Source organism: Micromonospora fiedleri, from assembly GCF_016774385.1.
Classification (GTDB): Bacteria; Actinomycetota; Actinomycetes; order Mycobacteriales; family Micromonosporaceae; genus Micromonospora; species Micromonospora gifhornensis.
Window position 1 is genome coordinate 550,823 of record NZ_JAETXL010000005.1, and the last position, 22,434, is coordinate 573,256.

General features: G+C 69.8%; 23 protein-coding genes. 3 read left to right on the forward strand and 20 right to left on the reverse strand.

The genetic code is table 11. The annotated features are described in order from the left end of the window. Positions 1 to 95: 95 nt before the first annotated feature. The gene (locus JMF97_RS16605; RefSeq protein WP_203222373.1) at positions 96 to 5,936 is read left to right on the forward strand and encodes a ThuA domain-containing protein; all 5,841 of its coding nucleotides are present in this window, start codon (positions 96 to 98) and stop codon (positions 5,934 to 5,936) included. Positions 5,937 to 5,997: 61 nt separating this feature from the next. Beyond that, positions 5,998 to 6,543 (forward strand): hypothetical protein, encoded by a 546-nt coding sequence (locus JMF97_RS16610; RefSeq protein ID WP_203222374.1) that lies wholly within the window; start codon positions 5,998 to 6,000, stop codon positions 6,541 to 6,543. 110 nt (positions 6,544 to 6,653) lie between these two features. Here the strand turns inward: JMF97_RS16610 and JMF97_RS16615 are convergent, their stop codons facing one another. The 3 genes from JMF97_RS16615 to JMF97_RS16625 all read right to left on the reverse strand — a co-directional run bounded on the left by JMF97_RS16615 (position 6,654) and on the right by JMF97_RS16625 (position 10,026). Further along, positions 6,654 to 7,607, reverse strand: a complete 954-nt coding sequence (locus JMF97_RS16615) for an aldo/keto reductase (protein WP_203222458.1) — start codon at positions 7,605 to 7,607, stop codon at positions 6,654 to 6,656. A 77-nt stretch (positions 7,608 to 7,684) separates the two neighbouring features. After that, positions 7,685 to 9,364, reverse strand: a complete 1,680-nt coding sequence (locus tag JMF97_RS16620) for an ABC-F family ATP-binding cassette domain-containing protein (RefSeq protein WP_203222375.1) — start codon at positions 9,362 to 9,364, stop codon at positions 7,685 to 7,687. Between the two features lie 56 nt (positions 9,365 to 9,420). Then, a complete protein-coding gene (locus tag JMF97_RS16625) occupies positions 9,421 to 10,026 on the reverse strand; it encodes a class I SAM-dependent methyltransferase (protein ID WP_203222376.1) in 606 nt (201 codons plus the stop codon). Between the two features lie 127 nt (positions 10,027 to 10,153). Here JMF97_RS16625 and JMF97_RS16630 point away from each other — a divergent pair, with 127 nt between their 5' ends. Continuing rightward, positions 10,154 to 11,239, forward strand: a complete 1,086-nt coding sequence (locus JMF97_RS16630) for a hypothetical protein (protein WP_203222377.1) — start codon at positions 10,154 to 10,156, stop codon at positions 11,237 to 11,239. Positions 11,240 to 11,242: 3 nt separating this feature from the next. On the opposite strand, the gene truA is transcribed toward JMF97_RS16630, so the two are convergent. From truA to rplF, 17 genes are all read right to left on the reverse strand, one after another. Beyond that, positions 11,243 to 12,073, reverse strand: a complete 831-nt coding sequence (gene truA / locus JMF97_RS16635) for a tRNA pseudouridine(38-40) synthase TruA (RefSeq protein ID WP_013735929.1) — start codon at positions 12,071 to 12,073, stop codon at positions 11,243 to 11,245. 69 nt (positions 12,074 to 12,142) lie between these two features. Beyond that, positions 12,143 to 12,703 (reverse strand): 50S ribosomal protein L17, encoded by a 561-nt coding sequence (gene rplQ / locus JMF97_RS16640; RefSeq protein ID WP_013735930.1) that lies wholly within the window; start codon positions 12,701 to 12,703, stop codon positions 12,143 to 12,145. A 34-nt stretch (positions 12,704 to 12,737) separates the two neighbouring features. Then, positions 12,738 to 13,760 (reverse strand): DNA-directed RNA polymerase subunit alpha, encoded by a 1,023-nt coding sequence (locus JMF97_RS16645; RefSeq protein WP_013735931.1) that lies wholly within the window; start codon positions 13,758 to 13,760, stop codon positions 12,738 to 12,740. A 98-nt stretch (positions 13,761 to 13,858) separates the two neighbouring features. Beyond that, positions 13,859 to 14,485, reverse strand: coding sequence for a 30S ribosomal protein S4 (gene rpsD, locus JMF97_RS16650; protein WP_013735932.1), 627 nt, complete (start codon positions 14,483 to 14,485; stop codon positions 13,859 to 13,861). 14 nt (positions 14,486 to 14,499) lie between these two features. Further along, a complete protein-coding gene (gene rpsK, locus JMF97_RS16655) occupies positions 14,500 to 14,907 on the reverse strand; it encodes a 30S ribosomal protein S11 (RefSeq protein ID WP_007073011.1) in 408 nt (135 codons plus the stop codon). An 89-nt stretch (positions 14,908 to 14,996) separates the two neighbouring features. Next, positions 14,997 to 15,377 (reverse strand): 30S ribosomal protein S13, encoded by a 381-nt coding sequence (gene rpsM / locus JMF97_RS16660; protein WP_013735933.1) that lies wholly within the window; start codon positions 15,375 to 15,377, stop codon positions 14,997 to 14,999. A gap of 272 nt (positions 15,378 to 15,649) precedes the next feature. Then, positions 15,650 to 15,763 carry a 50S ribosomal protein L36 gene (rpmJ, locus tag JMF97_RS16665; protein ID WP_012184307.1) on the reverse strand — a complete coding sequence of 38 codons (114 nt, stop codon included), beginning with the start codon at positions 15,761 to 15,763 and terminating at the stop codon, positions 15,650 to 15,652. 91 nt (positions 15,764 to 15,854) lie between these two features. Continuing rightward, positions 15,855 to 16,076, reverse strand: a complete 222-nt coding sequence (gene infA, locus JMF97_RS16670; RefSeq protein ID WP_007073013.1) for a translation initiation factor IF-1 — start codon at positions 16,074 to 16,076, stop codon at positions 15,855 to 15,857. A 230-nt stretch (positions 16,077 to 16,306) separates the two neighbouring features. After that, positions 16,307 to 16,987, reverse strand: coding sequence for a DUF1707 SHOCT-like domain-containing protein (locus tag JMF97_RS16675; protein ID WP_238359450.1), 681 nt, complete (start codon positions 16,985 to 16,987; stop codon positions 16,307 to 16,309). A 69-nt stretch (positions 16,988 to 17,056) separates the two neighbouring features. Then, positions 17,057 to 17,908: a type I methionyl aminopeptidase gene (gene map, locus JMF97_RS16680; protein WP_203222378.1), complete on the reverse strand. Its 852-nt coding sequence runs from the start codon at positions 17,906 to 17,908 to the stop codon at positions 17,057 to 17,059. Positions 17,909 to 18,002: 94 nt separating this feature from the next. After that, positions 18,003 to 18,656 carry an adenylate kinase gene (locus tag JMF97_RS16685; RefSeq protein WP_013735936.1) on the reverse strand — a complete coding sequence of 218 codons (654 nt, stop codon included), beginning with the start codon at positions 18,654 to 18,656 and terminating at the stop codon, positions 18,003 to 18,005. Continuing rightward, complete coding sequence (gene secY, locus JMF97_RS16690; protein ID WP_013735937.1) at positions 18,657 to 19,982, reverse strand: preprotein translocase subunit SecY; 1,326 nt, start codon at positions 19,980 to 19,982, stop codon at positions 18,657 to 18,659. It abuts the gene before it with no gap. A 240-nt stretch (positions 19,983 to 20,222) separates the two neighbouring features. Continuing rightward, on the reverse strand, positions 20,223 to 20,666 hold the full coding sequence (rplO, locus tag JMF97_RS16695; RefSeq protein ID WP_013735938.1) for a 50S ribosomal protein L15: 444 nt from the start codon (positions 20,664 to 20,666) through the stop codon (positions 20,223 to 20,225). Then, complete coding sequence (gene rpmD / locus JMF97_RS16700) at positions 20,666 to 20,848, reverse strand: 50S ribosomal protein L30 (protein WP_013735939.1); 183 nt, start codon at positions 20,846 to 20,848, stop codon at positions 20,666 to 20,668. The genes rplO and rpmD overlap by 1 nt, the downstream gene beginning before the upstream one ends. Then, complete coding sequence (gene rpsE, locus JMF97_RS16705; RefSeq protein WP_013735940.1) at positions 20,848 to 21,462, reverse strand: 30S ribosomal protein S5; 615 nt, start codon at positions 21,460 to 21,462, stop codon at positions 20,848 to 20,850. The genes rpmD and rpsE overlap by 1 nt, the downstream gene beginning before the upstream one ends. A gap of 34 nt (positions 21,463 to 21,496) precedes the next feature. Beyond that, entirely contained in the window at positions 21,497 to 21,886 is a 390-nt protein-coding gene (rplR, locus tag JMF97_RS16710; protein WP_013735941.1) for a 50S ribosomal protein L18, read from the reverse strand. Further along, positions 21,883 to 22,425 carry a 50S ribosomal protein L6 gene (gene rplF, locus JMF97_RS16715; RefSeq protein ID WP_203222379.1) on the reverse strand — a complete coding sequence of 181 codons (543 nt, stop codon included), beginning with the start codon at positions 22,423 to 22,425 and terminating at the stop codon, positions 21,883 to 21,885. Before rplF ends, rplR begins: the two co-directional genes overlap by 4 nt. Positions 22,426 to 22,434 lie beyond the last annotated feature (9 nt).

A 22,434-nucleotide genomic window follows, 5' to 3' on the forward strand; every position in this document is an offset into this window, starting at 1 on the left:
CACCGCCGGCGAGGTGTCCGGTCCGGCTCCACCTGGGACGGTCTTCGGCGAACCGGCCCCCGCGACCCCGTCCAGCAAGGACAGAGGAGACCGGAGTGTCCCGACCACCCCGTGCCCGCGTACCCATCACCGCCACACTTCTCACCCTCGGCCTCGCCGCGACCGGACTTGTCGGCGTTCCCGCCGCACAGGCCGCGCCGAGCACCAAGGCCGTCGCGCAGAGCGCACCCGTCGAGCAGGCCGCGCCCGCCGCGAACGCCGCAGCCGAGGACTTCTCGGTCCTGGTCTTCTCCAAGACCGCAGGCTTCCGGCACGACTCGATCCCGACCGGCATCGCCGCGATCCAGCAGCTCGGTGCCACCAACGGGTTCACCGTCGACACCACCGAGGACGGTGCCGCGTTCACCGATGAGAACCTGGCCCGCTACGAGGCGGTGATCTGGCTCTCCACCACCGGCGACGTGCTCAACGCCGAGCAGCAGGAGGCGTTCGAGCGCTACATCCAGGCCGGCGGTGGCTACGCCGGCATCCACGCCGCCTCCGACACCGAGTACAACTGGCCCTGGTACGGCGAGCTGGTCGGCGCGTACTTCGCCAACCACCCGGCCAACCAGACGGCCACCGTCAAGGTGGAGGACCCGGCCCACGAGTCCACCGCCCACCTGCCGGAGCGCTGGTCCCGCTACGACGAGTGGTACAACTTCCGGACCAACCCGCGCGGCAAGGTGCACGTGCTGGCCACGCTCGACGAGCGCAGCTACTCCCCCGGCGCGGGCGCGATGGGTCACGACCACCCGATCGCCTGGTGCCGGGACTACGACGGCGGCCGGACCTGGTACACCGGCGGCGGCCACACCCGCGAGTCGTACGCCGAGCCGGAGTTCCTCCAGCATCTGCTCGGCGGCATCCGGACCGCGGCCGGGGTCAGCAGCGCCGACTGCCGCGCCTCGCTGACGTCGAGCTTCGAGAAGGTCACGCTGGACAGCAACACCAGCAACCCGATGGAGCTGGACATCGCGCCCGACGGCCGGGTCTTCTACATCGAGCGGGACGGCCGGGTCCAGATCATCAAGCCGGACACCGGTAACACCGTCACCGCCATCGACCTCGACGTCTTCACCGGCAACGAGGACGGCCTGATCGGCATCCGACTCGACCCGAACTTCGCCACCAACAACTGGGTGTATCTCTACTACGCCCCGAACGACGGGATCGCGCGCAACCTGCTGTCCCGGTTCACCGTCACCGGCGACTCGATCGACCCGGCCAGCGAGAAGCAGGTCCTGCGGGTCGACACGCAGCGCAACACCTGCTGCCACGCGGGCGGGACGATGGTCTTCGACTCCGACGGCAACCTGTACCTGGCCACCGGGGACAACACCAACCCGTTCTCCTCCGACGCGTACACGCCGATCGACGAGCGGCCCGGCCGCGCCGACTACGACGCGCAGCGCAGCTCCGGCAACACCAACGACCTGCGCGGCAAGGTGATCCGGATCCACCCGGAGGACGACGGGACGTACAGCATCCCGGCGGGCAACCTCTTCCCGCCGGGCACCGAGAAGACCCGTCCCGAGATCTACGCGATGGGCTTCCGTAACCCGTTCCGGATCGGCATCGACCTCGCCACGAACGTGCTCTACGTGGCCGACTACGGGCCGGACGCCAACTCCGCCAACCCGAACCGGGGGCCGGAGGGTCTGGTCGAGTGGAACATCATCGACCAGCCGGGCAACTTCGGCTGGCCGTACTGCCACGGGGCGAACAAGGCGTACAACGACTACCAGTTCCCGTCCGGGCCGAGCGGTGCCAAGTTCGACTGCGCGAACCTGGTCAACGACTCGCCCAACAACACCGGCCTGACCAACCTGCCGCCGGCCGTCTCGGCCACCGTCGACTACGGCTACGCCGCCAACCCGCTGTTCCCCGAGATCGGTGGCGGCGGCGCGCCGATGGGCGGCCCGGTCTACCGGTACGACGCCGACCTGAACTCCGACCGCAAGTGGCCGGCGTACTTCGACGGCAAGGCGCTGCTCGGTGAGTGGAACCAGTCGCGGATGTACACCATGCAGCTCACCGCGGACGGCAAGTCCCTGGTGGACATCAACCGTCTGCTGGACGGGATGAGCTTCATCCGTCCGATGGACTTCGAGTTCGGCCCCGACGGCGCGCTCTACATGATCGAGTGGGGCAGCGGCTTCGGCGGCAACAACGACAACTCCGGGGTCTACCGGATCGACTACATCGCCGGTGACCGGGCCCCGGTCGCGGTGGCCAACGCCGACCCGACCTCCGGGCCGGCACCGCTGACCGTCAGCTTCTCCAGCGCCGGCTCGCGTGACCCGGACGGTGGCGCGCTGACCTACGCCTGGACGTTCGGTGACGGCAACAGCTCCGACGAGGCCAACCCCACCCACACGTACGCCTCGGCGGGCAACTACAACGCCCAGCTCACCGTGACCAACCCCAAGGGGCGCACCGCGGTGGCGAACGTGCCGGTCACGGTCGGCAACACCGTACCGACGGTCACCATCGAGTTCCCGCCGGACGGCGGCTTCTTCGACTGGGGTGACCAGGTCAAGTACACCATCAAGGTGACCGACCCGGAGGACGGCGAGATCGACTGCGCCGATGTGGAACTCCAGGTCCTGCTCGGTCACGACGAGCACGCCCACCCGCTGGAGCAGCACACCGGCTGCGAGGGCGTGGTGCAGACCCAGCTCGCCGCCGGACACGGCGCCGAGGCGAACGTCTTCACCGTGCTGGAGGCGACCTACACCGACAAGGGTGGCGCCGGTGGGGCCAGCCCGCTGACCGGCCGGGCCCTGGAGATCCTCCAGCCCAAGCGCAAGCAGGCCGAGTACTACTCCAACACCGGCCGGCTGGCGGGTAGCACCGGCGGCGGCGACCCAGGTGTGGGCAAGGAGGCCACCGGGGACACCGCCGGCGGTGGTGACAACATCGGCTTCATCGAGGATGGCGACTGGTGGTCCGTCGAGCCGGCGAGCCTGACCGGCATCGAGTCGATCCGCTTCCGGGTGGCCTCGGCCACCTCCGGCGGTCGGCTGGAGGTCCGTGCCGGTGCGCCGGACGGTCCGCTGGTCACCTCGGTCGTCGTACCGGGGACCGGGGACTGGCAGGCGTACACCGACGTCACGGCCGAGGTGCCCGCCGACGCCGACTCGAACGGCAAGCTGTTCTTCGTCGCCCGCGACCCGGCCGGCGGCACGGCGAGCCTGTTCAACGTCAACTGGATCGACTTCCTCGGCAAGGGTGTCACCGACAACGCCCCGCCGGTCGTCACCGCCAACGCCACGCCGACCAGCGGCACCGCGCCGCTCACCGTCGCGTTCAGCGGTACGGCCACCGACCCCGAGGGCGACACCCCGCTGACGTACGAGTGGGACTTCGGTGACGGTGGTACGGCCGACACGCTCAACGCCGAGCACACCTACGCCGCGCCCGGCAACTTCACCGCCACCCTGACGGTGACCGACAGCCGGGGTGCCCGGTCGTACGCCACCGTGCCGGTCCGGATCGAATCGCCGAACACCTCCTGCCTCGGGGCGCGTTCGGACGACTTCACCGGTGACACGCTCAACCGCGACCGGTGGACCAACGTGGTGCGGGAGAACCAGCTGCTGTCCGTCTCCGACGGCGCGCTGCGGCTGCCCACCGGGGTCGGCGACCTGTACGGCGAGCGCAACGACGCCACCAACCTGGTGCTCCAGCCGGCACCGTCGGGTGCCTGGCAGGCGACCACGAAGGTCACTGTCCCGGTGACGGCCACCTACCAGCAGGCCGGTCTGATCGTCTACGGCGACGACGACAACTACGCCAAGCTGGACCTGCTCTACAACGGCAGCCGCCGGGTGGAGTTCCTCCGGGAGACTGCCGGGACGCCGCGCAACGACAGTGCCGACAACGTCGCCGCACCGGACGGTGACACCGTCTACCTGCGGATCAGCAGCGACGGCACCGACCTGACCGCGGAGATGTCGGCCGACGGGGAGACCTACAGCCCGGTCGGGCGGTCCGCTGCGCTGGCCGGCATCGAGAACCCACAGATCGGTCTGTTCGCCCTCAACGGCGGCACCGACGCCCCGGTCGTGGATGCCGTGTTCGACTGGTTCCAGGTGACGCCGGATGAGCCGGCCGGGCCGGTCGACCCGTCCGACGAGTTCGACGGCATCTCGCTGGACAAGTGCCGGTGGAACGCGATCCTGCGGGAGGACCCGAGCGCCTACCGGGTCAGCGGCGGGAAGCTGTACGTCGACGTGCCCAACGGTGACATCTACGGCACCAACAACACCGATCCGACGAACTTCATCCTGCAGAACGCCCCGACCGGCGACTGGACGATGGAGACCAGGATCGACGGCAGTCTGCTGGACGAGCAGTACCAGCAGGCGGGTCTGATCGTGTACGGCGACGACGACAACTACCTCAAGTTCGACTTCGTCGTGGACAACCAGGCCGGTCAGCCGGTGACGCGGCGGATCGAGTTCCGCAGCGAGATCGACGGGGTGATCCAGAACCCGCAGCCGGGTGCGGAGAACCTGACCTCGTCCGAGTGGTACCTGCGGGTGTCCCGCGCCGGTGACACCTTCACCGCGTCGTACTCGGCGGACGGCACCACCTGGACGGCGTTGACCGAACTGGTCAACGCGGCCGTGGGGGCGACCCCGAAGGTGGGTGTGTTCACCCTCAGCGGCAACCAGACCGCCTCGAAGGTGGCGTCGTTCGACTACTTCCGGTTCTCCGCGGAGGAGGTGCCGAGCGACACCGTGGCTCCGGTGACCACCGCCGAGGTGTCCGGTACGCCGGTCGAGGGCTGGCACACCGGTCCGGTGACCGTCACGCTCTCCGCCACCGATGAAGAGGGCGGCAGCGGGGTGGCCCGCACCGAGTACCAGCTCGGTGAGGCCACCGAGTGGACCGCGTACACCGGCCCGGTGCAGGTGACCGGGGACGGCGAGCACGAGCTGCGGTTCCGCTCCGTCGACGAGGCCGGCAACGTGGAGGAGACGAAGACGGTCACCGTCCGGATCGACACCACCGCGCCGGTCAGCACCGCGTCGTTCGCTCCGGCGAACGACGAGGGCTGGCACAACGGCACCATCCCGGTGGTGCTCACCTCGACCGACGCCGGTTCCGGGGTGCAGCTGCTGGAGTGGTCGCTCGACGGTGGCGCCTGGACGCCGTACACCGAGCCGGTGGAGATCAGCGGCGACGGCAGCCACGAGCTGCTGTACCGGGCCACCGACAAGGTCGGCAACGCCGAGACGTTGAAGTCCGCGGTGGTGCGCATCGACGGCACCAAGCCGACCCTGCTGGTCTCCGGCATCGCCGACGGTCAGCTCTACGGTGACAGCCAGGACGTACGCGTGTCCTGGCAGGCGGTCGACCCGACCTCCGGCATCGCCACCGTGGTCGGCACCCTCAACGGCCGGCCGTACGCCAGCGGCACGCTGCAGGCGATGTACGAGCTGCCGTTGGGTCTGCACGAGCTGACCGTGACCGCGACCGACAAGGCGGGTAACGCCACCACCGCGTCGGTCCGGTTCTTCGTCACCACCTCGTTCCGGGACATGCAGAACCTGCTGGACCGGTTCAAGGCGACCGGACGCCTGTCCAACAAGGCGTACGACCAGTTGTCGAAGCAGCTCGAGAAGGTCCGCAAGGAGGAGGCCAAGGGCAAGGACGACAAGGCCATCAAGGAGCTGATCAAGTTCCGTGACCTTGCCGCCGACGCCAAGCTGGTCGCCGAGGCGGAGATCCGGGAGGTGCTGATCCGGGACGCCGACGCGATGATCGTCCGGCTCGGCGGCACGGCCAGCACGGCGGGCGTCAAGGCCAACGACGGCAAGTCCGTCAAGGGCGCTGGACGCCTCGGTGGTGACCCCACCCGGCTCGCACCCGGCCGTCGCCTGTGATCGGTGGGCCCCGCCCGGCATCGTCCGGGCGGGGCCCCGCTCAACGACGTGAGGAGGCACCGTGACCCGGATCCGGACGGTGGCCACCGCCATGATCGCCGCACTGTTCCTGGTGGTCCTCGCCGCGAACCCGGCGGCGGCGCACAACAACAAGCTCAAGCTGACGGTGGCCGGTGACGGTGCCGACGGGGTGACCATCCAGGCCACCTACGCCGATGGTCACTACCTGGACAAGGTGGTTCGGTTGGTGCTCACCGCCACCGGCTCGGAGGGCCGCACGGTCGGCCCGGTGCAGCTGGAACCGGCCCCCGAGGGACAGGGCTTCTACACCACCGGCCCGATCCTCTCCCCCGGCGAGTGGAAGGTGCGGGTGAAGCCGGCCGCGCCCTACTCCGGCACGAAATCGGCGACGGTGCAGGCACGGGTGGCGCAGCCGCCGCCGGTGGTGCCCGTCTCCGAGAACCGGGACGCCGACCCGGCGCGGGCCGACCGTGTCGGCGACGGCGCGGCACCCGGCTGGTGGTGGGCGGTCGGGCTCGGTGTCGCCACGCTCATCGTGGTGGCGTTGACCGCACCGCTGCTCGGCCGGCGTCGCCGCCGACCGTAACCAGCGTCAACCGGAACGGCCCGGCACGCACCACGCGCGCCGGGCCGTTCCACATCCCGGGTCGTTCCGCAGGCTAGGTCGTGCCGCATCCCATGTCGTTCCGCAGGCCGTTAACGGCGGTCGAGCACCTCGCGCAGCGCCTTGAGGTCGGCGTCGGTAGGCTGCCAGGACCCGGCCGCCGCGTTGGCGCGTACCTGCTCGGGCGTGGTCGCTCCGGCGATGACCGACGCCACCGCCGGTTGGGCGGCCAGCCCGCCGATGGCCACATGCAGCATGGGTACGCCGCGCTCGGCCGCGTACGCCTCGATGGCCTCGATGGTGTCCCAGTCGGCGGCGGCGAGCCGCTGGGCGTACCGGCCGCCACCGGCCAGCCGGCTACCGGCCGGCGGTGCCTCGCCCCGCTTGTACTTGCCGGTGAGCAGCCCATTGGCCAGCGGGAAGAACGGCAGCACGCCGAGCCCGAAGCGTTCGCAGGCGGGCAGCACCTCGATCTCGGCGTCCCGGTTGAGCAGGCTGTAGTTGTTCTGGGCGCTGATGAAGCGGGTCAACCCCCGGGTCCTGGCCGTCCAGTCGGCGTCGGCGATCTGCCAGCCGGCGAAGTTGGAGTTGCCCAGGTAGCGCACCTTGCCGTCGCGGACCAGGTCGTCCAGGGCGGCGAGGGTCTCGTCGATCGGGGTGCCCGGGTCGGGCTCGTGGAACTGGTACAGGTCGATGTGGTCGGTGTCCAGTCGGCGCAGCGACGCCTCCACCGCCCGCATCACGTACCGCCGTGAGCCGCGTACGCCGAAGTCGCGCCCGTTGGCGCCGCTCATCGACATGCCGAACTTGCTCGCCAGCACCACGTCGTCGCGGCGTCCCTTGAGGGCGGCGCCGAGTTGCGCCTCCGACGCGCCGTGCGGCTCGCCGTAGATGTCGGCGGTGTCGAAGAAGTTGATTCCGACGTCGAGGGCCGCGTCGACCACCGCGCGAGTGCCGTCGAGGTCGAGTTTGCGGCCGAAGTTGTTGCAGCCGATCCCCACAGCGGACACCACGAGCCCGGAGTCGCCCAACCGGCGATAGGTCATCTCACTCACGAGATCACCATATGCCGCACGGTCGGCGGCGGGGCGGCCTCACCGGACGGTGACCCGGGCGGCCACCGTCAACCGACGTCCCACACCGGTTCGTCGGTCTCGACCACCTCGCCGTCGCCTCGGAACAGCAGGAAGCGGTCGAAGGTGCGGGTGAACCAGCGGTCGTGGGTCACCGCGAGCACCGTGCCGGCGAAGGCGGCCAGGCCGGCCTCCAGCGCCTCGGCGGAGGCCAGGTCGAGGTTGTCCGTCGGCTCGTCGAGCAGCAGCAGGGTCGCCCCGGACAGCTCCAGCAGCAGCACCAGGAAACGGGCCTGCTGCCCGCCGGAGAGGGTGCCGAAGCGCTGGTCGCCCTGACCGGCGAGTTCGTACCGGCTCAGCGCCGCCATCGCCGCGTGCCGGTCCATGCCGTCCCGGTGCTCGTCACCCCGCCAGAGGATCTCGACCAGGGTCTTCGCCGTCAGCTCGGGTCGATCGTGGGTCTGCGAGAAGTGCCCGGGACGGACCCGGGCGCCGAGCCGCGCGACACCGCCGTGCGCCACCGGTGCGAGCGCCGCCGCGCCGTCGACCGGCGGGTTGGCCGGATCGGGGTCCGTGCCGCCGCGCGCCAGCAGCCGCAGGAAGTGCGACTTGCCGGTGCCGTTGGCACCGAGCACCGCGACCCGGTCGCCGTACCAGACCTCCAGGTCGAACGGGTAGGTCAGGCCATCGAGCTCCAACTGCTCGCAGATCAACGCGCGTTTGCCGGTCCGTCCGCCGGTCAGGCGCATCCGGATGTCCTGGTCCTTCGGCGGTACGGGCGGCGGCCCGGCCTCCTCGAACTTACGCAGCCTGGTCTGCGCCGACTGGTAGCGCGAGGCCATGTCGGAGTTGTACGCGGCCTTCTGCTTGTACATCAGCATCTGCTCGCGCAGCTTCTGGTGCTCCTCGTCCCACCGCTTGCGCAGCTCGTCGAGGCGGGCGTGCCGGGCCACCCGCGCGGTGTGCCAGCTCGCGAAGCCACCCGGATGCACCCAGGCGCTGCCGCCCTCCACGGCGACCACCCGGTCGGCGGTGTGTGCCAGCAGCTCCCGGTCGTGCGAGACGTAGAGGACCGACTTGCCGGATTCGCGCAGCCGCGCCTCCAGCCACCGTTTGCCGGGTACGTCGAGGAAGTTGTCCGGCTCGTCGAGCAGCAGCACCTCGTCGGTGCCGCGCAGCAGCAACTCCAGCGCGAAGCGCTTCTGCTGACCGCCGGAGAGGGTACGCACGGGTCGCTGCCGGGCGGTGTCCCAGGGCAGGTCCAGCACAATGGTGGCGACGGTGTCGAAGAGGACCTCGGCGTCGTACCCGCCGGACTCGCCCCAGGCGGCCAGCGCGTCCGCGTACGCCAGTTGGGCCTTGCCGGCGGCGCTGCTGTACTTGCCGCGCAGCTCGGCCGCGCGCATGGCCGCCTCGGTCTCGGCGAGTCGGCGACCGGCCTCGCGCAGCGATGGCGGGGCGAGCGACAACGCCAGGTCGGCAAGGGTCGACTCGTCCCCGATCATGCCGATGAACTGGCGCATCACGCCCAGCCCACCGGTACGCGCGACGGTGCCGGTACGCACCGGCAGGTCACCGGCGACCATCCGCAGCAACGTCGTCTTGCCGGCACCGTTCGGCCCGACCAGTGCCACCTTGGCACCCTCACCGACCCGGAACGACACGTCGGCGAAGAGTTCCCGCCCGTCCGGCAGGACGTATCCGACCGCTGCCACGTCCACGTATCCCACGCGGGCATCCTCCCGGAGCCCGGCGGAGGAGCCAACCGATTACCGGCGTCGGCGGCTCAGCGCGTGACGCGAAGCACCCGGAAGCCCTTCTGGCTGGCGTGCCGCTGCACCTGCCAGCCCTGCTCGACCAGCCAGCGGTGCAGCGAGTCACCGCCGAGGTGGCGACCCACCACCAGCCAGGCCACCCCGTCCGGGGTCAACCGGGGCAGCCAGCGCAGCAGCAGCGCGTGCAGCTCGTCCTTGCCGGGCCGGATGGGCGGGTTGGACCATATCTGGGCGAAGGTCAGGTCGGCGGGCACGTCCTCGGGTGGGGCCACCCGCAGCCGGTCGGCGAGACCGAGGCGATCGGCGTTGGCGGCGGTGAGTTCCCGGGCCCGCTCGTTGACGTCCACCGCCCACACCGTCGCCGTCGGCGCGACGGTCGCGAGCACACAGCTGATCGGACCGAAGCCGCAGCCGAGGTCGAGCAGGGCGCCCTCGGTCGTGGCCGGTGGCAGGTCGGCCTTGCGCAGCAGCACGGCGGTACCCGGATCGAGGCGGGTCGCCGAGAACACCCCGGACGCCGAGGCCAGGGTGAAGTCGCGGCCGGCGGCGGTGAACTGCACCTCGCGCGGCTGGGCGGATGCGCTCGGTGCGATGGTGAAGTAATGGTCCCCGGTCACGCCGGTCATTCTCGCACCGGCCTCGACCCGCCCGACGGGACGGAGTCCCCCTGCCGGCGACACGACCCGCCGTTCGTTTTTCCCAGAAAAACCTACTAAAGGGATAAAAGTCCCTACTCTGGACGGCATGGTATATCGGTACGACTCCGATGAGGACGCCGTCGTCCCGTACCGGGACGACGACTCCGAGGGGCAGCCACCGCCCGCAGCCGGTGCGGTGCCCGCCGGCCCGTCGCCGTCGCGCTTCCCCGCGCCGTCGTTGCCCCGGCCCAACCAGCTGGTGCTGCCCTCGACGGGGACGTCGACGGCAGCCTCGCCACCGGTACAGGACGCGGTGCCGCACTACGAGGCCGCTGCGACCGCGCAGTACGACCTGCCCGCCGCCGTACCCCCGTCGCAGGAGTCCACCACCGCGCCACCGCCACGTCGCGGCGGTGGCCGCACCTGGCAGGTGCTGATCGGTGGCGCCGCCGCGCTGGTGCTGCTCGCCCTCTGCGGCCTGGCCGGCGCCGCGCTGCTCGACGGCCGGCAGCTGATCAACCAGCAGGCGGCCCCGAACACCACACCGGACAACACCCCGGGCACGGATCCGACCCAGGCGAGCGACCTCGACTCCCGCGACACCGACCAGGCACCGCTGACCGCCCGGGAAGTCTTCCCCAGCAGCACCCTGGCGATCGGCGACAGCCAGAACGGATACGAGGTGCTGCGCACCCAGTCGAGCGCGAGCTGCCCGGTGGCGGCCACCGGCGAGGTCGCGGACCTGCTCGTCCGGCTCGGCTGCAACCAGGTCGTCCGGGCCACCCTGCGCGCCCCCGACCAGGAACACCTGGTCACCACCGGCCTGTTCAACCTGACCGACCGGTCCAGCGCCGAACGGGCCCGCGACCGGATCCGCCAGGTGCTCGACGAGCGGGAGGGCCGCTTCCGCGGCATGCCCGCCGGCGACGGCACCGACGCCATCGCCAGCGCCCCCGCCCGCGTCGGCTGGCAGGTACGCGGCCACTACGTCGCGTACGCGGTGGTCTCCCGCGCCGACGGCGCGACCATCCGCTCCGGCGACACGGTCGTCCGCGAGATCCTCTTCGACATGCTCGAACTGCACCTCAACCGCGACGTGCTGGAGCGGCGGGCCAACGGCGGTGTCGCCAACCAGCCCTCGCCCGAGCCCACCGACAGCACCGGGCGTCAGGACGGGTCCGACGAGGACTGAGCCTCAGGCGTCGGCCGGCACCCGCAACCGTCGGGTCGCCTCGGCACGGCGCGCATACTCGGCCGGATCGTCCGGGTAGCCCACCGCCACCAGGGTCAACCCGTGCGCGGGCGCCACGGTCACCTCGCTGGACCGTTCCCGCCGCGTCAGCAGGCCGGCCGGCCACTCCACCGGTCGGCGGCCGTCCCCGGCGACAAGCATCGCGCCGACCAGGCTGCGCACCATCGCCTGGCAGAAGGCGTCGGCCTGCACGGTGGCGACCAGGATCCCGTCCGGGTCACGCCGCCAGTCCAGCCGGGTCACCTCCCGCAACGTGGTGGCGTTCTCCTTGCGCCGGCAGTACGCCGCGAAGTCGTGCTCCCCCACCAGCCCGGCGGAGGCGGCGGCGAGCCGATCGGTGTCCAGCGGGCGCGGCCAGGCCAGCACCTCGTGTCGACGCAGCGGCTCCGCACCCCACGGCGCGTCGGTGACCCGGTACTCGTACCGCCTGAAGGTGGCGGAGAAGCGGGCGTCGAAGGTGGCCGGCACCTCGGTCATCGCCCGGACCCGCACGTCACCCGGCAGCAGCCGGGCCAGCCGGCGCAGCAGCCGACCTTCGTGCTCGCGCCACACCTCGACGGGCAGGTCGAGGTGGCAGACCTGCCCGGAGGCGTGCACCCCGGCGTCGGTACGGCCAGCCACCGTCAACCCGGTCGCGGTGCCGGCGCCGAGTACCAGATCCAGCGTCTGCACCAGGACCCCGGCGACCGTACGCCGATCCGGCTGGGCGGCCCAGCCGGAGAAGTCCGTGCCGTCGTACGCGACATCCAGCCGTAGCCGGACCCGCTCGTCCACGTCGTACCTCCCTCAAGACGACTCGGGCCCGGCACCCCGTGGGGATGCCGGGCCCGACGACGGCCTGGATCAGGCCTTGCCTTCTTCGGTGGCCAGATCGCTGTCCTCGCGGGCGGCGGCGGTGTCACCGGACGCCGACACCGGCGCCTCGGAGTCCTGGTCGGCCGAACGCGCGGCCGGGGCCTCCTCGGCCGGGGCGAGCGCCTCGACCTTGTCCTGCTGGGCGGCCTTGCGGGCGGCGGTCTTGCGGTTCGCCGTCGGCTCGGTGACCTGCAGCTCCTCGACCAGCTCGATGATCGCCATCGGAGCGGCGTCACCCTTGCGCGGACCGGTCTTCACGATCCGGGTGTAGCCACCGTTGCGGTTGGTGTACCGCGGCGCGATCTGGTCGAACAGGGCGTAGACCACGTCCTTGTCCTTGACGACGCCCAGCACCCGGCGGCGCGAGGCGAGGTCGCCGCGCTTGGCCTTGGTGATGAGCTGCTCGGCCAGCGGACGGAGCCGTCGGGCCTTCGTCTCGGTGGTCTGGATCTTGCCGTGCTGGAACAGCGCGGTGGCCAGGTTGGCCAGCATCAGCCGCTCGTGCGCGGGGCTGCCGCCGAGGCGGGGGCCCTTGGTGGGCGTGGGCATGCTTGGTGCTCCTCAGGTGTGGCGGCAGCGCGGACTAGAGCTGCTCGGTCTCGCGGTAGTCGTCGGTGTCGTAGTCCGCCTCGCCGAAGGCGTCCACGACGTGCGCCGGGTCGAAGTTCGGAGCCGAGTCCTTCAGCCCCAGACCCATCCCGGCGAGCTTCATCTTGACCTCGTCGATCGACTTCTGGCCGAAGTTGCGGATGTCGAGAAGGTCGGCCTCGGTACGCCCGATCAGCTCACCAACGGAGTTGATGCCCTCGCGCTTGAGGCAGTTGTAGGAGCGGACGGTCAGGTCCAGCTCCTCGATCGGCAGGGCCAGGTCCGCCGCCAGCTGCGCGTCCTGCGGCGACGGGCCGATGTCGATGCCCTCCGCCGTCTCGTCCAGCTCCCGGGCCAGCCCGAACAGCTCCACCAGCGTCGAACCGGCCGAGGCCAGCGCGGTACGCGGGCCCATCGACGGCTTGGTCTCGACGTCGATGATCAGCCGGTCGAAGTCGGTCCGCTGCTCGACACGGGTCGCCTCGACGCGGTACGTCACCTTGAGCACCGGCGAGTAGATCGAGTCGACCGGGATCCGGCCGATCTCCGCGCCCGCCTGCTTGTTCTGCGCCGCCGTGACGTAGCCACGACCCCGCTCGACGGTCAGCTCCATGTCGAGCCGGCCCTTGCCGTTGAGGGTGGCGAGCTTCAGGTCCGGGTTGTGCACCGAGACACCGGCCGGGGGCTGGATGTCACCGGCGGTCACGTCGCCCGGGCCCTGCTTGCGCAGGTACATGCTGACCGGCTCGTCGTGCTCGGAGCTGACGCAGAGCTCCTTGATGTTCATGACGAGCTCGACCACGTCCTCCTTGACCCCGGGGATCGTGGTGAACTCGTGCAGCACACCGTCGATCTTGATCGAGGTGACCGCCGCACCTGGGATGGACGACAGCAGCGTACGCCGCAGCGAGTTGCCCAGGGTGTAGCCGAAGCCCGGCTCCAGCGGCTCGATGGTGAACCGGGACCGGGTCTCGTTGATCGACTCCTCGGAGAGGGTCGGTCGCTGGCTGATGAGCATGTCTTCTCTTCTCTTCCGGGGCGCCCGCCATATGACGCCCACGACACAAACTGTTCCGGTGGTCCGCCCGTCGCCGGGCGGACCACCGCAACGAGCCCTTACTTGGAGTAGAGCTCGACGATCAGCTGCTCCTGGACCTGGGTGTCGATCACCTGGCGGGCCGGGAGCGAGTGCACGAGAACCTTCATCTGGCTCGGGATGGCCTCCAGCCACGCCGGCACGGTCTTCGAACCGGCCTCGGCCTGAGCCACGATGAACGGGGTGAGCTCCTTGCTCTTCGCCCGAACCTCGATGATGTCGTGTGCACTGACGCGGTACGACGGGATGTCGACCTTCTTGCCGTTCACCGTGAAGTGACCGTGCTTGACGAGCTGACGGGCCATGTCCCGGGACTTGGCGTAGCCAGCCCGGTAGACCACGTTGTCCAGCCGCGACTCGAGGATCTGCAGGAGGACCTCACCGGTCTTGGCCTGCTTGGCCACGGCCTCCTCGTAGTAACCGCGGAACTGCTTCTCCAGCACGCCGTAGACCCGGCGAGCCTTCTGCTTCTCACGGAGCTGGAGCAGGTACTCCGTCTCCTTGGTGCGGCCGCGGCCGTGCTGCCCGGGCGGGAACGGCCGGGACTCGAACGGGCACTTCGGGCCATCGCACTTGCTGCCCTTGAGGAACAGCTTCATCTTCTCCCGCCGGCAACGGCGGCAGTCAGCACCGGTGTAACGAGCCATCTCTCTCTAACCTCTCAGACCCGACGACGCTTCGGCGGACGGCATCCGTTGTGCGGCTGCGGGGTGACGTCGGAGATCTGACCGACCTCCAGGCCCACCGCCTGCAGCGAACGGATGGCGGTCTCCCGGCCGGAGCCGGGGCCCTTGACGAACACGTCGACCTTGCGCATGCCGTGCTCCATGGCCCGACGCGCAGCGGCCTCGGCGGCCAGCTGGGCGGCGAACGGGGTCGACTTGCGCGAACCCTTGAAGCCGACCTGGCCCGCGGAGGCCCAGGAGATGACGGCACCGGTCGGGTCCGTGATGGACACGATGGTGTTGTTGAAGGTGCTCTTGATATGCGCCTGCCCGTGGGCGACGTTCTTGCGTTCCTTGCGCCGGACCTTCTTTACAGCGGCCCCGGCACGAGCCTTCGGTGGCATAAGTCTGTGCGCTCCTAGTTGACTTCCCGGCACGGGTTGCGGCCTGGCCTACCTGGGCAGACCCGGACCCGCACTCCGGTGAAAGAGAATTACTTCTTGCCGGGCTTCTTCTTGCCGGCGACCGTCCGCTTCGGGCCCTTGCGGGTGCGGGCGTTGGTACGGGTCCGCTGACCACGGACGGGCAGACCCCGGCGGTGCCGGATGCCCTCGTAGCAGCCGATCTCGACCTTGCGGCGGATGTCAGCGGCGACCTCGCGGCGCAGGTCGCCTTCAACCTTGTAGTTGGCCTCGATGTGGTCACGGAGCTGGACCAGCTCCTCGTCCGTGAGGTCCCGGGCACGCTTGTCCGGCGAGATGCCGGTGGCAGCGAGCGTCTCCAGGGCGCGGGTGCGACCCACGCCGAAGATGTAGGTGAGCGCGATCTCCAGCCGCTTCTCGCGGGGGAGGTCAACGCCGACTAGACGTGCCATCTGTGGGCGTACTCCTTGTGTTGTCTCGCGGAGGTGTGGACCCGTCCCACCCCGCTACCGACCGACCTGTCTCCTCCGGCGCGTGATGCGCCGGCGACCGGGTTCGGTCGCTGCCCAAGCGGGCCCCGGCCTCCGACCGGGGGTCAACCACGATTGAGTACGCGCTGCGCACCGCTCGCGGCTGGGACGAGCATGTGTGATGTGCTGGCTGGATCTGCGGCCCGGGAGCACGCCCTCGACCGACCGTCAACTGCCGGTCGGTCGTGACGAAATCAGCCCTGGCGTTGCTTGTGGCGCGGGTCGGTGCAGATGACCATGACCCGGCCGTGCCGGCGGATCACCCGGCACTTGTTGCAGATCCTCTTGACGCTCGGCTTGACCTTCACGGTTGCCTTACTTCCCATCTGGCCCGGCACCACGAGGCGCGACGCCGGACGTCGAAGACGGACACGGGACGTTTCCCGGCCGTCGTCAGGACTACTTGTAGCGGTAGACGATGCGCCCGCGGGTCAGGTCGTACGGCGAGAGTTCCACGACGACCCGATCCTCCGGCAGGATGCGGATGTAGTGCTGCCGCATCTTGCCGCTGATGTGAGCCAGCACCTTGTGGCCGTTGGCGAGCTCCACCCGGAACATGGCGTTCGGCAGGGGCTCGATGACCCGACCTTCGATCTCGATGGCTCCGTCTTTTTTCGGCATGTCCTCCGCTGTCCTGACGTCGGTTACTCCGGACCGGCTCACAACGCCTTACACGGGTGCCTGATCATGATCAGTTGACCCGCGCCAGCCGCGGCTCCGCGTCCCACCGAAGCGCTTGGTGGGCATGGCGGAGTGGACGCTGTGCGCCGATCAGAAAGTGTACGCCCGCATGCACGCCGTCGCCAAACCGACCGGCCAATACGCCCGGACCGGCACGACAAACGTGCCTTTCAGGCATTCCCCTCCGGCTGCCGCGGCACGGGACCCGGTTCGGTCGCCTGGTGACCTACGTCATGCCCCGGCCCCGCCGGATCGGCCGAACCATCGGTTCGCCCCGCTGATCGCTGGCTGCCGTGCAGTTGGTGCCGGACGGCCTTGTGGCCCCGCTTGACGGCCCTCTTCTCGGCCCGCCGCTGCCGACGGCGCTCCCGGTCCGCCGCCCACCGCCGGGGCTCGCCGCCGACCAGCCCGGTGACGGTCTGGACCACCAGGATCGCACCCCACGGCGCGGCCACCCAGGCAGGCCAGAAGTAGAGCAGGTCGCGAGCCGCGAACGAGGTCACCGCCCAGATCGCCACCACGATCCCGACCGTCTTCAGCCACGGCTCCCAGACCTCGACCAGCCAGCGCGCGGTCACCGTCCGATCGCCGGCGCCGTCCGAGGCAGGTACCGCGCCGCCGTCCGCCCGCTGCGCAGGCACCGCACCCGGCCTCGGCGCCACCGTACCCGCCGCGGGCAGGTCACGCACCAGGTCGTCCAGGTCGGCGTAGGTGCGAGCGGCGTACGCCCGCTGGAGTCGCTCGTCGTACTCGTGCAGGTTCAGCCGGCCCTCGTCGAGCGCGACCCGCAGCCGCTCCGCGACGGCCTGACGGTCGGAGTCCGCCGCTCGCATCCCGTCACGCCCATCCATGCCGGCAAGCATGCCACCGGCCCGCCAGTCCGCCTACCCGGCACCACCCGACCCTCGATCGGGCGCGGGTCAGGCGGACGGCGCGTTGCTCGGCTGGCGGGCGGTGACCAGGTCACCGAGGCGGCCCCGGCCGCCATCGGGGGCGGTCAGCACCCAGACCCCGTCGGGCAGCAGCGCCATGGTGTGTTCGACGTGTGCGGCCCGCGAGCCGTCCCGGGTGACGACCGTCCAGCCGTCGGCCAACTCGACGGTACGCGGGGAACCCATGGTGATCATCGGCTCGATGGCCAGCGCCATGCCCGGCACCAGTCGCGGCCCCTTGCCCGGCCGGCCGTGGTTGAGCACGTGCGGGTCCTGGTGCATCTCGGTGCCGATGCCGTGCCCGCCGTAACCGTCGACGATGCCGTACCGGCCGCCCTTGCGTACCGCGTTCTCCACGGCGTGCGAGATGTCGGTCAGGCGGCCCTTGCCGCTGGCGGCGCCTCGGGCGGCGGCGGCGATGCCGGCCCACATGGCGTCCTCGGCGACCGTCGCCATCCGCAGCAGCGCCGGATCGACCTCGCCCACGCCGACGGTGATCGCCGCGTCGCCGTGCCAGCCGTCGAGCACCGCACCGCAGTCGATCGAGATCAGGTCCCCCTCGCCCAACGCCTGCTCCGGCGACGGGATGGCGTGCACGATCTGCTCGTTCACCGACGAGCAGATCGACGCCGGAAAACCGTGGTAGCCCTTGAAGGACGGGACGGCGCCCGCCTCGCGGATCGTCGACTCGGCGATCGCGTCCAGATCGGCCGTGGTCACCCCGGGCGCGACCGCCTCCCGCATCCTGCGAAGCGCCTCCGCGACCACCAGGCCGGCGGCTCGCATCTTCTCGATCTGCTCGGGGGTTTTCAGCTGGATGTCCAGCTGGGGACGACGCATGGAGGCGCTACCTTTCGTTGCCACGAACAGCGGGGCACGCCGAGCGTACCCCGCTGTTTCGCACTCTATCCGGGCGTCGGTCAGCCGACGGCGGTCAGCTCCCGTAGGAGCGCAGGGCGTCGATCGCGCGGACCGTGACGTCCTCCACCGGGCCGGTGGCGTCTATGCCGACCAGCTTGCCCTGAGCGCCGTAGTAGTCCACCAACGGCGCGGTCTTGTCCGCGTACTCCCGCAGCCGTGCCGCTATGGTCTCCGGCTTGTCGTCGTCACGCTGGAACAGCTCGGCGCCGCACCTGTCGCAGATGCCTTCCCGGCTGGTCGCGTCGAACTCGACGTGCCAGATCTTGCCGCAACCCCGGCAGGTGCGCCGGCCGGACAGCCGCCGGATCACCTCGTCGTCGTCGACCACCAGCTCCAGCACGATGTCCAGGGCGGTGCCCAGGTCGGCCAGGAGCTTGTCCAGGGCCGCGGCCTGCGGGGTGGTCCGGGGGAAGCCGTCGAGCAGGAAGCCCTCGGCGGTGTCCGGCTCGGCGAGCCGGTCCCGGACCATGTTGATGGTCACCTCGTCCGGGACCAGCTTGCCGGCGTCCATGTACCGCTTGGCCTCGACGCCCAACGGCGTGCCCTGCGAAACGTTGGCCCGGAAGATGTCCCCGGTCGAGATCTTCGGAACGGACAGGTGCGCGGCGATGAACTCTGCCTGTGTGCCCTTGCCCGCACCCGGCGGGCCAACCAGAACCAGTCTCATCTACCGCAGGAACCCTTCGTAGTTCCGCTGCATCAGTTGGCTCTCGATCTGCTTGCTGGTCTCGAGAGCAACACCAACCATGATCAGCACAGCGGTACCACCGAACGGGAAGTTGAGGTACTGCTGCCGGTCCAGCCAGATGAAGAAGAAGTTCGGCAGGATCGAGATGATCGCGAGGTACAGCGCCCCCGGCAGGGTGATGCGGCTGAGGATGAAGTCCAGGTAGTCGGCGGTGGGCTTGCCGGGGCGGATGCCCGGCACGAAGCCGCCGTACTTCTTCATGTTGTCCGCGACCTCGGTCGGGTTGAACGTGATCGAGACGTAGAAGTAGGTGAAGAAGATGATCAGCAGGAAGTAGACCGAGATGTAGATCGGGCTGGTCGGGTCGACCAGGTTGTTCTGGATCCACGCCTGGGTCTTGCCCGGGTCGTTCTGGTCGAAGAACTGGAGCGCCAGCTGCGGCAGGTAGAGCAGCGACGAACCGAAGATGACCGGGATGACACCCGCCTGGTTGACCTTCAGCGGGATGTAGGTCGAGGTGCCGCCGTACATCCGCCGGCCGATCATGCGCTTGGCGTACTGCACCGGGATGCGGCGCTGGGCCTGCTCGATGAAGGTGACCGCGGTGATGACCACCAGCACCAGGGCGATGACGAGGAAGAACTTGAACCAGCCCTGGCTCTCCTTGATCCGCCAGCCCTCGCTGGGGAGCCGGGCGGCGATCGAGGTGAAGATCAGGACGGACATGCCGTTGCCGACGCCGCGGTCGGTGATCAGCTCACCGAGCCACATGACCACGCCGGTACCCGCGGTCATCGTCATCACCAGGATGGACAGCGTCAGCCAGTCCGGGATTCCGGTGCCCTGCGGGATGATCGGGAACTCGTCGCACTGGTTGTTGAACAGCTGGCCGGAGCGGGCCAGCGCCACGAACGCCGAGGCCTGGAGGACACCGAGGCCGAGGGTCAGGTAGCGGGTGTACTGGGTGATCTTCGCCTGGCCGGCCTGGCCCTCCTTTCGGAGCTGCTCCAGCCGGGGGATCACCACCGTCAGCAGCTGCAGGATGATCGACGCGGTGATGTAGGGCATGATGCCCAGCGCGAAGACCGACAGCTGAAGCAGTGCGCCGCCCGAGAAGAGGTCGAGCAGGTTCAGCACACCGGTGGAGCCCTCGATCGTGTCGAGGCACTTCTGCACGTTGCCGTACGAGACACCTGGGCTGGGCAGAGTCGCGCCGAGCCGGTAGATCGCGATGATGCCTACTGTGAACAGCAGCTTCTTGCGCAGGTCAGGCGTACGGAACGCACTGAGAAAGGCGGACAGCAACTTCTTCCTCCTGCGCGAGGCGGGCCGCCGGGCATCCCTGGCGGATCGGGGTGGTGGTGGTGCCGGGCAGGGTGCCCGATTCTCCATGCTGGGAAGGGACTCTAACAGCCCGATCCCGGTCCGGGCAGATGTGCCCGGCTACATAAACCGAATCCGATGTTACCGGGCGCACACGCCCGAGTTGAGAGCATGGCGCCCGCCAGCTGGAATCAACTGGCGGGCGCCAAGCGTTTGTGCAGCTTACAGCTCTGTAACCGAGCCACCGGCGGCGGCGATCTTCTCCTTGGCCGACGCACTGAAGGCGTGCGCCGAGATTTGGAGCGAGACACCGCCCAGGTCCCCGGAACCGAGAACCTTGATCGGCTGGCCCTTGCGGACCGCGCCGGCCTCGACCAGCTCGGCCGGGCCGACCTGACCGCCGTTCGGGAACAGCTCAGCCAGGCGGTCCAGGTTGACCACCTGGAAGACCACCTTGAACTTGTTCTTGAAGCCCTTCAGCTTCGGCAGTCGCATGTGGATGGGCATCTGCCCACCCTCGAACGCCGCCGAGATGTTCTTACGGGCCTTGGAACCCTTGGTACCGCGACCGGCGGTCTTGCCCTTGGAGCCTTCACCACGACCCACACGGGTCTTCGCGGTCTTGGCCCCCGGCGCCGGGCGCAGGTGGTGGACCTTGATCGTCATTACTCGACCTCCTCGACCTTCACGAGGTGGCTCACCGTGAAGATCATGCCGCGAATCTCGGGCCGGTCCTCCTTGACCACCACGTCGTTGATCCGCTTGAGACCGAGCGAACGCAGCGACTCACGCTGGTTGTGCTTGGTCCCGATCCCGGACCGGACCTGGGTGACCTTGAGACGTGCCATCAGGAAGCCACCCCCGCCCGGGACGCCAGCATGGCGGCCGGCGCAACATCCTCCACCGGCAGGCCACGACGGGCGGCGACCGCCTCCGGGGACTCGAGCCCCTTCAGCGCCGCCACGGTGGCGTGCACGATGTTGATCGGGTTCGACGACCCGAGGCTCTTGGAGAGCACGTCGTGGATGCCCGCGCACTCCAGCACGGCACGCACCGGGCCACCGGCGATGACACCCGTACCGGCCGAGGCCGGCTTGAGCAGCACCACACCGGCAGCGGCCTCGCCCTGCACCGGGTGCGGGATCGAGGAGCCGATCCGCGGCACCTTGAAGAAGTGCTTCTTGGCCTCCTCGACACCCTTGGCGATCGCCGCGGGCACCTCCTTGGCCTTTCCGTAGCCCACGCCCACGGTGCCGTCGCCGTCGCCCACGATCACCAGGGCGGTGAAGCTGAAGCGACGACCACCCTTCACGACCTTGGCGACACGGTTGATCGCGACGACCCGCTCAAGGTGCGGGGTCTTCTCGGCGGGCGCGTTTCCGCGGCCGCCCTCACGGCGGTTGTCGCGGCGACCACCCTCGTTGCCACCGGACCCGCCGCCACGGCGCTGTTGACCTGGCATCAGCAGCCTTCCTTTTCTCTCGTGACGGGGATTGTCAGAACTCGAGCCCGGCTTCGCGGGCAGCGTCGGCAAGCGCGGCTACCCGCCCCGCGTACCGGTTGCCACCGCGGTCGAAGACGACCTTGGAGATGCCAGCGGCCTTGGCCCGCTCGGCGAGCAGGGTGCCGACCTTGCCGGCCAGGGCGCTCTTGTCGCCCTCCGTGCCGCGCACCGAGGCGTCCAGGGTCGAGGCCGACGCCAGGGTGTGCCCCTTGGTGTCGTCCACGATCTGGGCGACGATGTGCCGCAGCGAGCGGGTGACGACCAGGCGCGGACGCTCGGGGGTGCCGTTGACGCTCTTGCGGACCCGGAAGTGCCGACGCGCACGCCCGACGGCACGCTTGGCGGCGACGCCGCGGCGGCGCTTGAGCAGCGTGGCGCTCACTTCTTACCTGCCTTTCCGGCCTTACGTCGGATGACCTCGCCCTGGTACTTGACACCCTTGCCCTTGTAGGGCTCCGGCGGGCGAATCTTCCGGATGTTGGCGGCGACCTCACCGACCTGCTGCTTGTCGATGCCGGCCACGTGGAACAGCGTCGGCTTCTCCACCGTGAAGGTGATGCCGTCCGGCGCGGGGACCACGACCGGGTGCGAGAACCCGAGCGCGAACTCGAGGTCCTTGCCCTTGGCGGTGACCCGGTAACCGGTGCCGGAGATCTCCAGGCTCTTGCGGTAGCCCTCGGTGACTCCGACGATCATGTTGGCGACCAGGGTACGGCTCAGGCCGTGCAGTTCCTTGGCCTTGCGCTCGTCGTTCGGGCGGTTGACGCTCAGCTGCCCGTCCTCGGCCCGCTCGATGGAGATCGGCTCGGCCAGAGTGTGCGACAGCTCGCCCTTGGGGCCCTTGACCTTGACGGTCCGGCCGTCGATCGTCACGTCGACGCCGGATGGTACCGGGATCGACTTACGTCCAATACGCGACATTTCTACCTG

Bases quoted from the DNA above. Each gene is read 5' to 3' on its own strand.
- JMF97_RS16615 (WP_203222458.1), bottom strand. From the start codon at position 7,607: ATGACCTATCGCCGGTTGGGCGACTCCGGGCTCGTGGTGTCCGCTGTG.
- JMF97_RS16630 (WP_203222377.1), top strand. From the start codon at position 10,154: ATGGTATATCGGTACGACTCCGATGAGGACGCCGTCGTCCCGTACCGG.
- rplQ (WP_013735930.1), bottom strand. From the start codon at position 12,703: ATGCCCACGCCCACCAAGGGCCCCCGCCTCGGCGGCAGCCCCGCGCAC.
- JMF97_RS16645 (WP_013735931.1), bottom strand. From the start codon at position 13,760: ATGCTCATCAGCCAGCGACCGACCCTCTCCGAGGAGTCGATCAACGAG.
- rpsD (WP_013735932.1), bottom strand. From the start codon at position 14,485: ATGGCTCGTTACACCGGTGCTGACTGCCGCCGTTGCCGGCGGGAGAAG.
- rpsK (WP_007073011.1), bottom strand. From the start codon at position 14,907: ATGCCACCGAAGGCTCGTGCCGGGGCCGCTGTAAAGAAGGTCCGGCGC.
- rpsM (WP_013735933.1), bottom strand. From the start codon at position 15,377: ATGGCACGTCTAGTCGGCGTTGACCTCCCCCGCGAGAAGCGGCTGGAG.
- infA (WP_007073013.1), bottom strand. From the start codon at position 16,076: ATGCCGAAAAAAGACGGAGCCATCGAGATCGAAGGTCGGGTCATCGAG.
- JMF97_RS16675 (WP_238359450.1), bottom strand. From the start codon at position 16,987: ATGGATGGGCGTGACGGGATGCGAGCGGCGGACTCCGACCGTCAGGCC.
- map (WP_203222378.1), bottom strand. From the start codon at position 17,908: ATGCGTCGTCCCCAGCTGGACATCCAGCTGAAAACCCCCGAGCAGATC.
- JMF97_RS16685 (WP_013735936.1), bottom strand. From the start codon at position 18,656: ATGAGACTGGTTCTGGTTGGCCCGCCGGGTGCGGGCAAGGGCACACAG.
- rplO (WP_013735938.1), bottom strand. From the start codon at position 20,666: ATGACGATCAAGGTCCACCACCTGCGCCCGGCGCCGGGGGCCAAGACC.
- rpmD (WP_013735939.1), bottom strand. From the start codon at position 20,848: ATGGCACGTCTCAAGGTCACCCAGGTCCGGTCCGGGATCGGGACCAAG.
- rpsE (WP_013735940.1), bottom strand. From the start codon at position 21,462: ATGCCAGGTCAACAGCGCCGTGGCGGCGGGTCCGGTGGCAACGAGGGT.
- rplF (WP_203222379.1), bottom strand. From the start codon at position 22,425: ATGTCGCGTATTGGACGTAAGTCGATCCCGGTACCATCCGGCGTCGAC.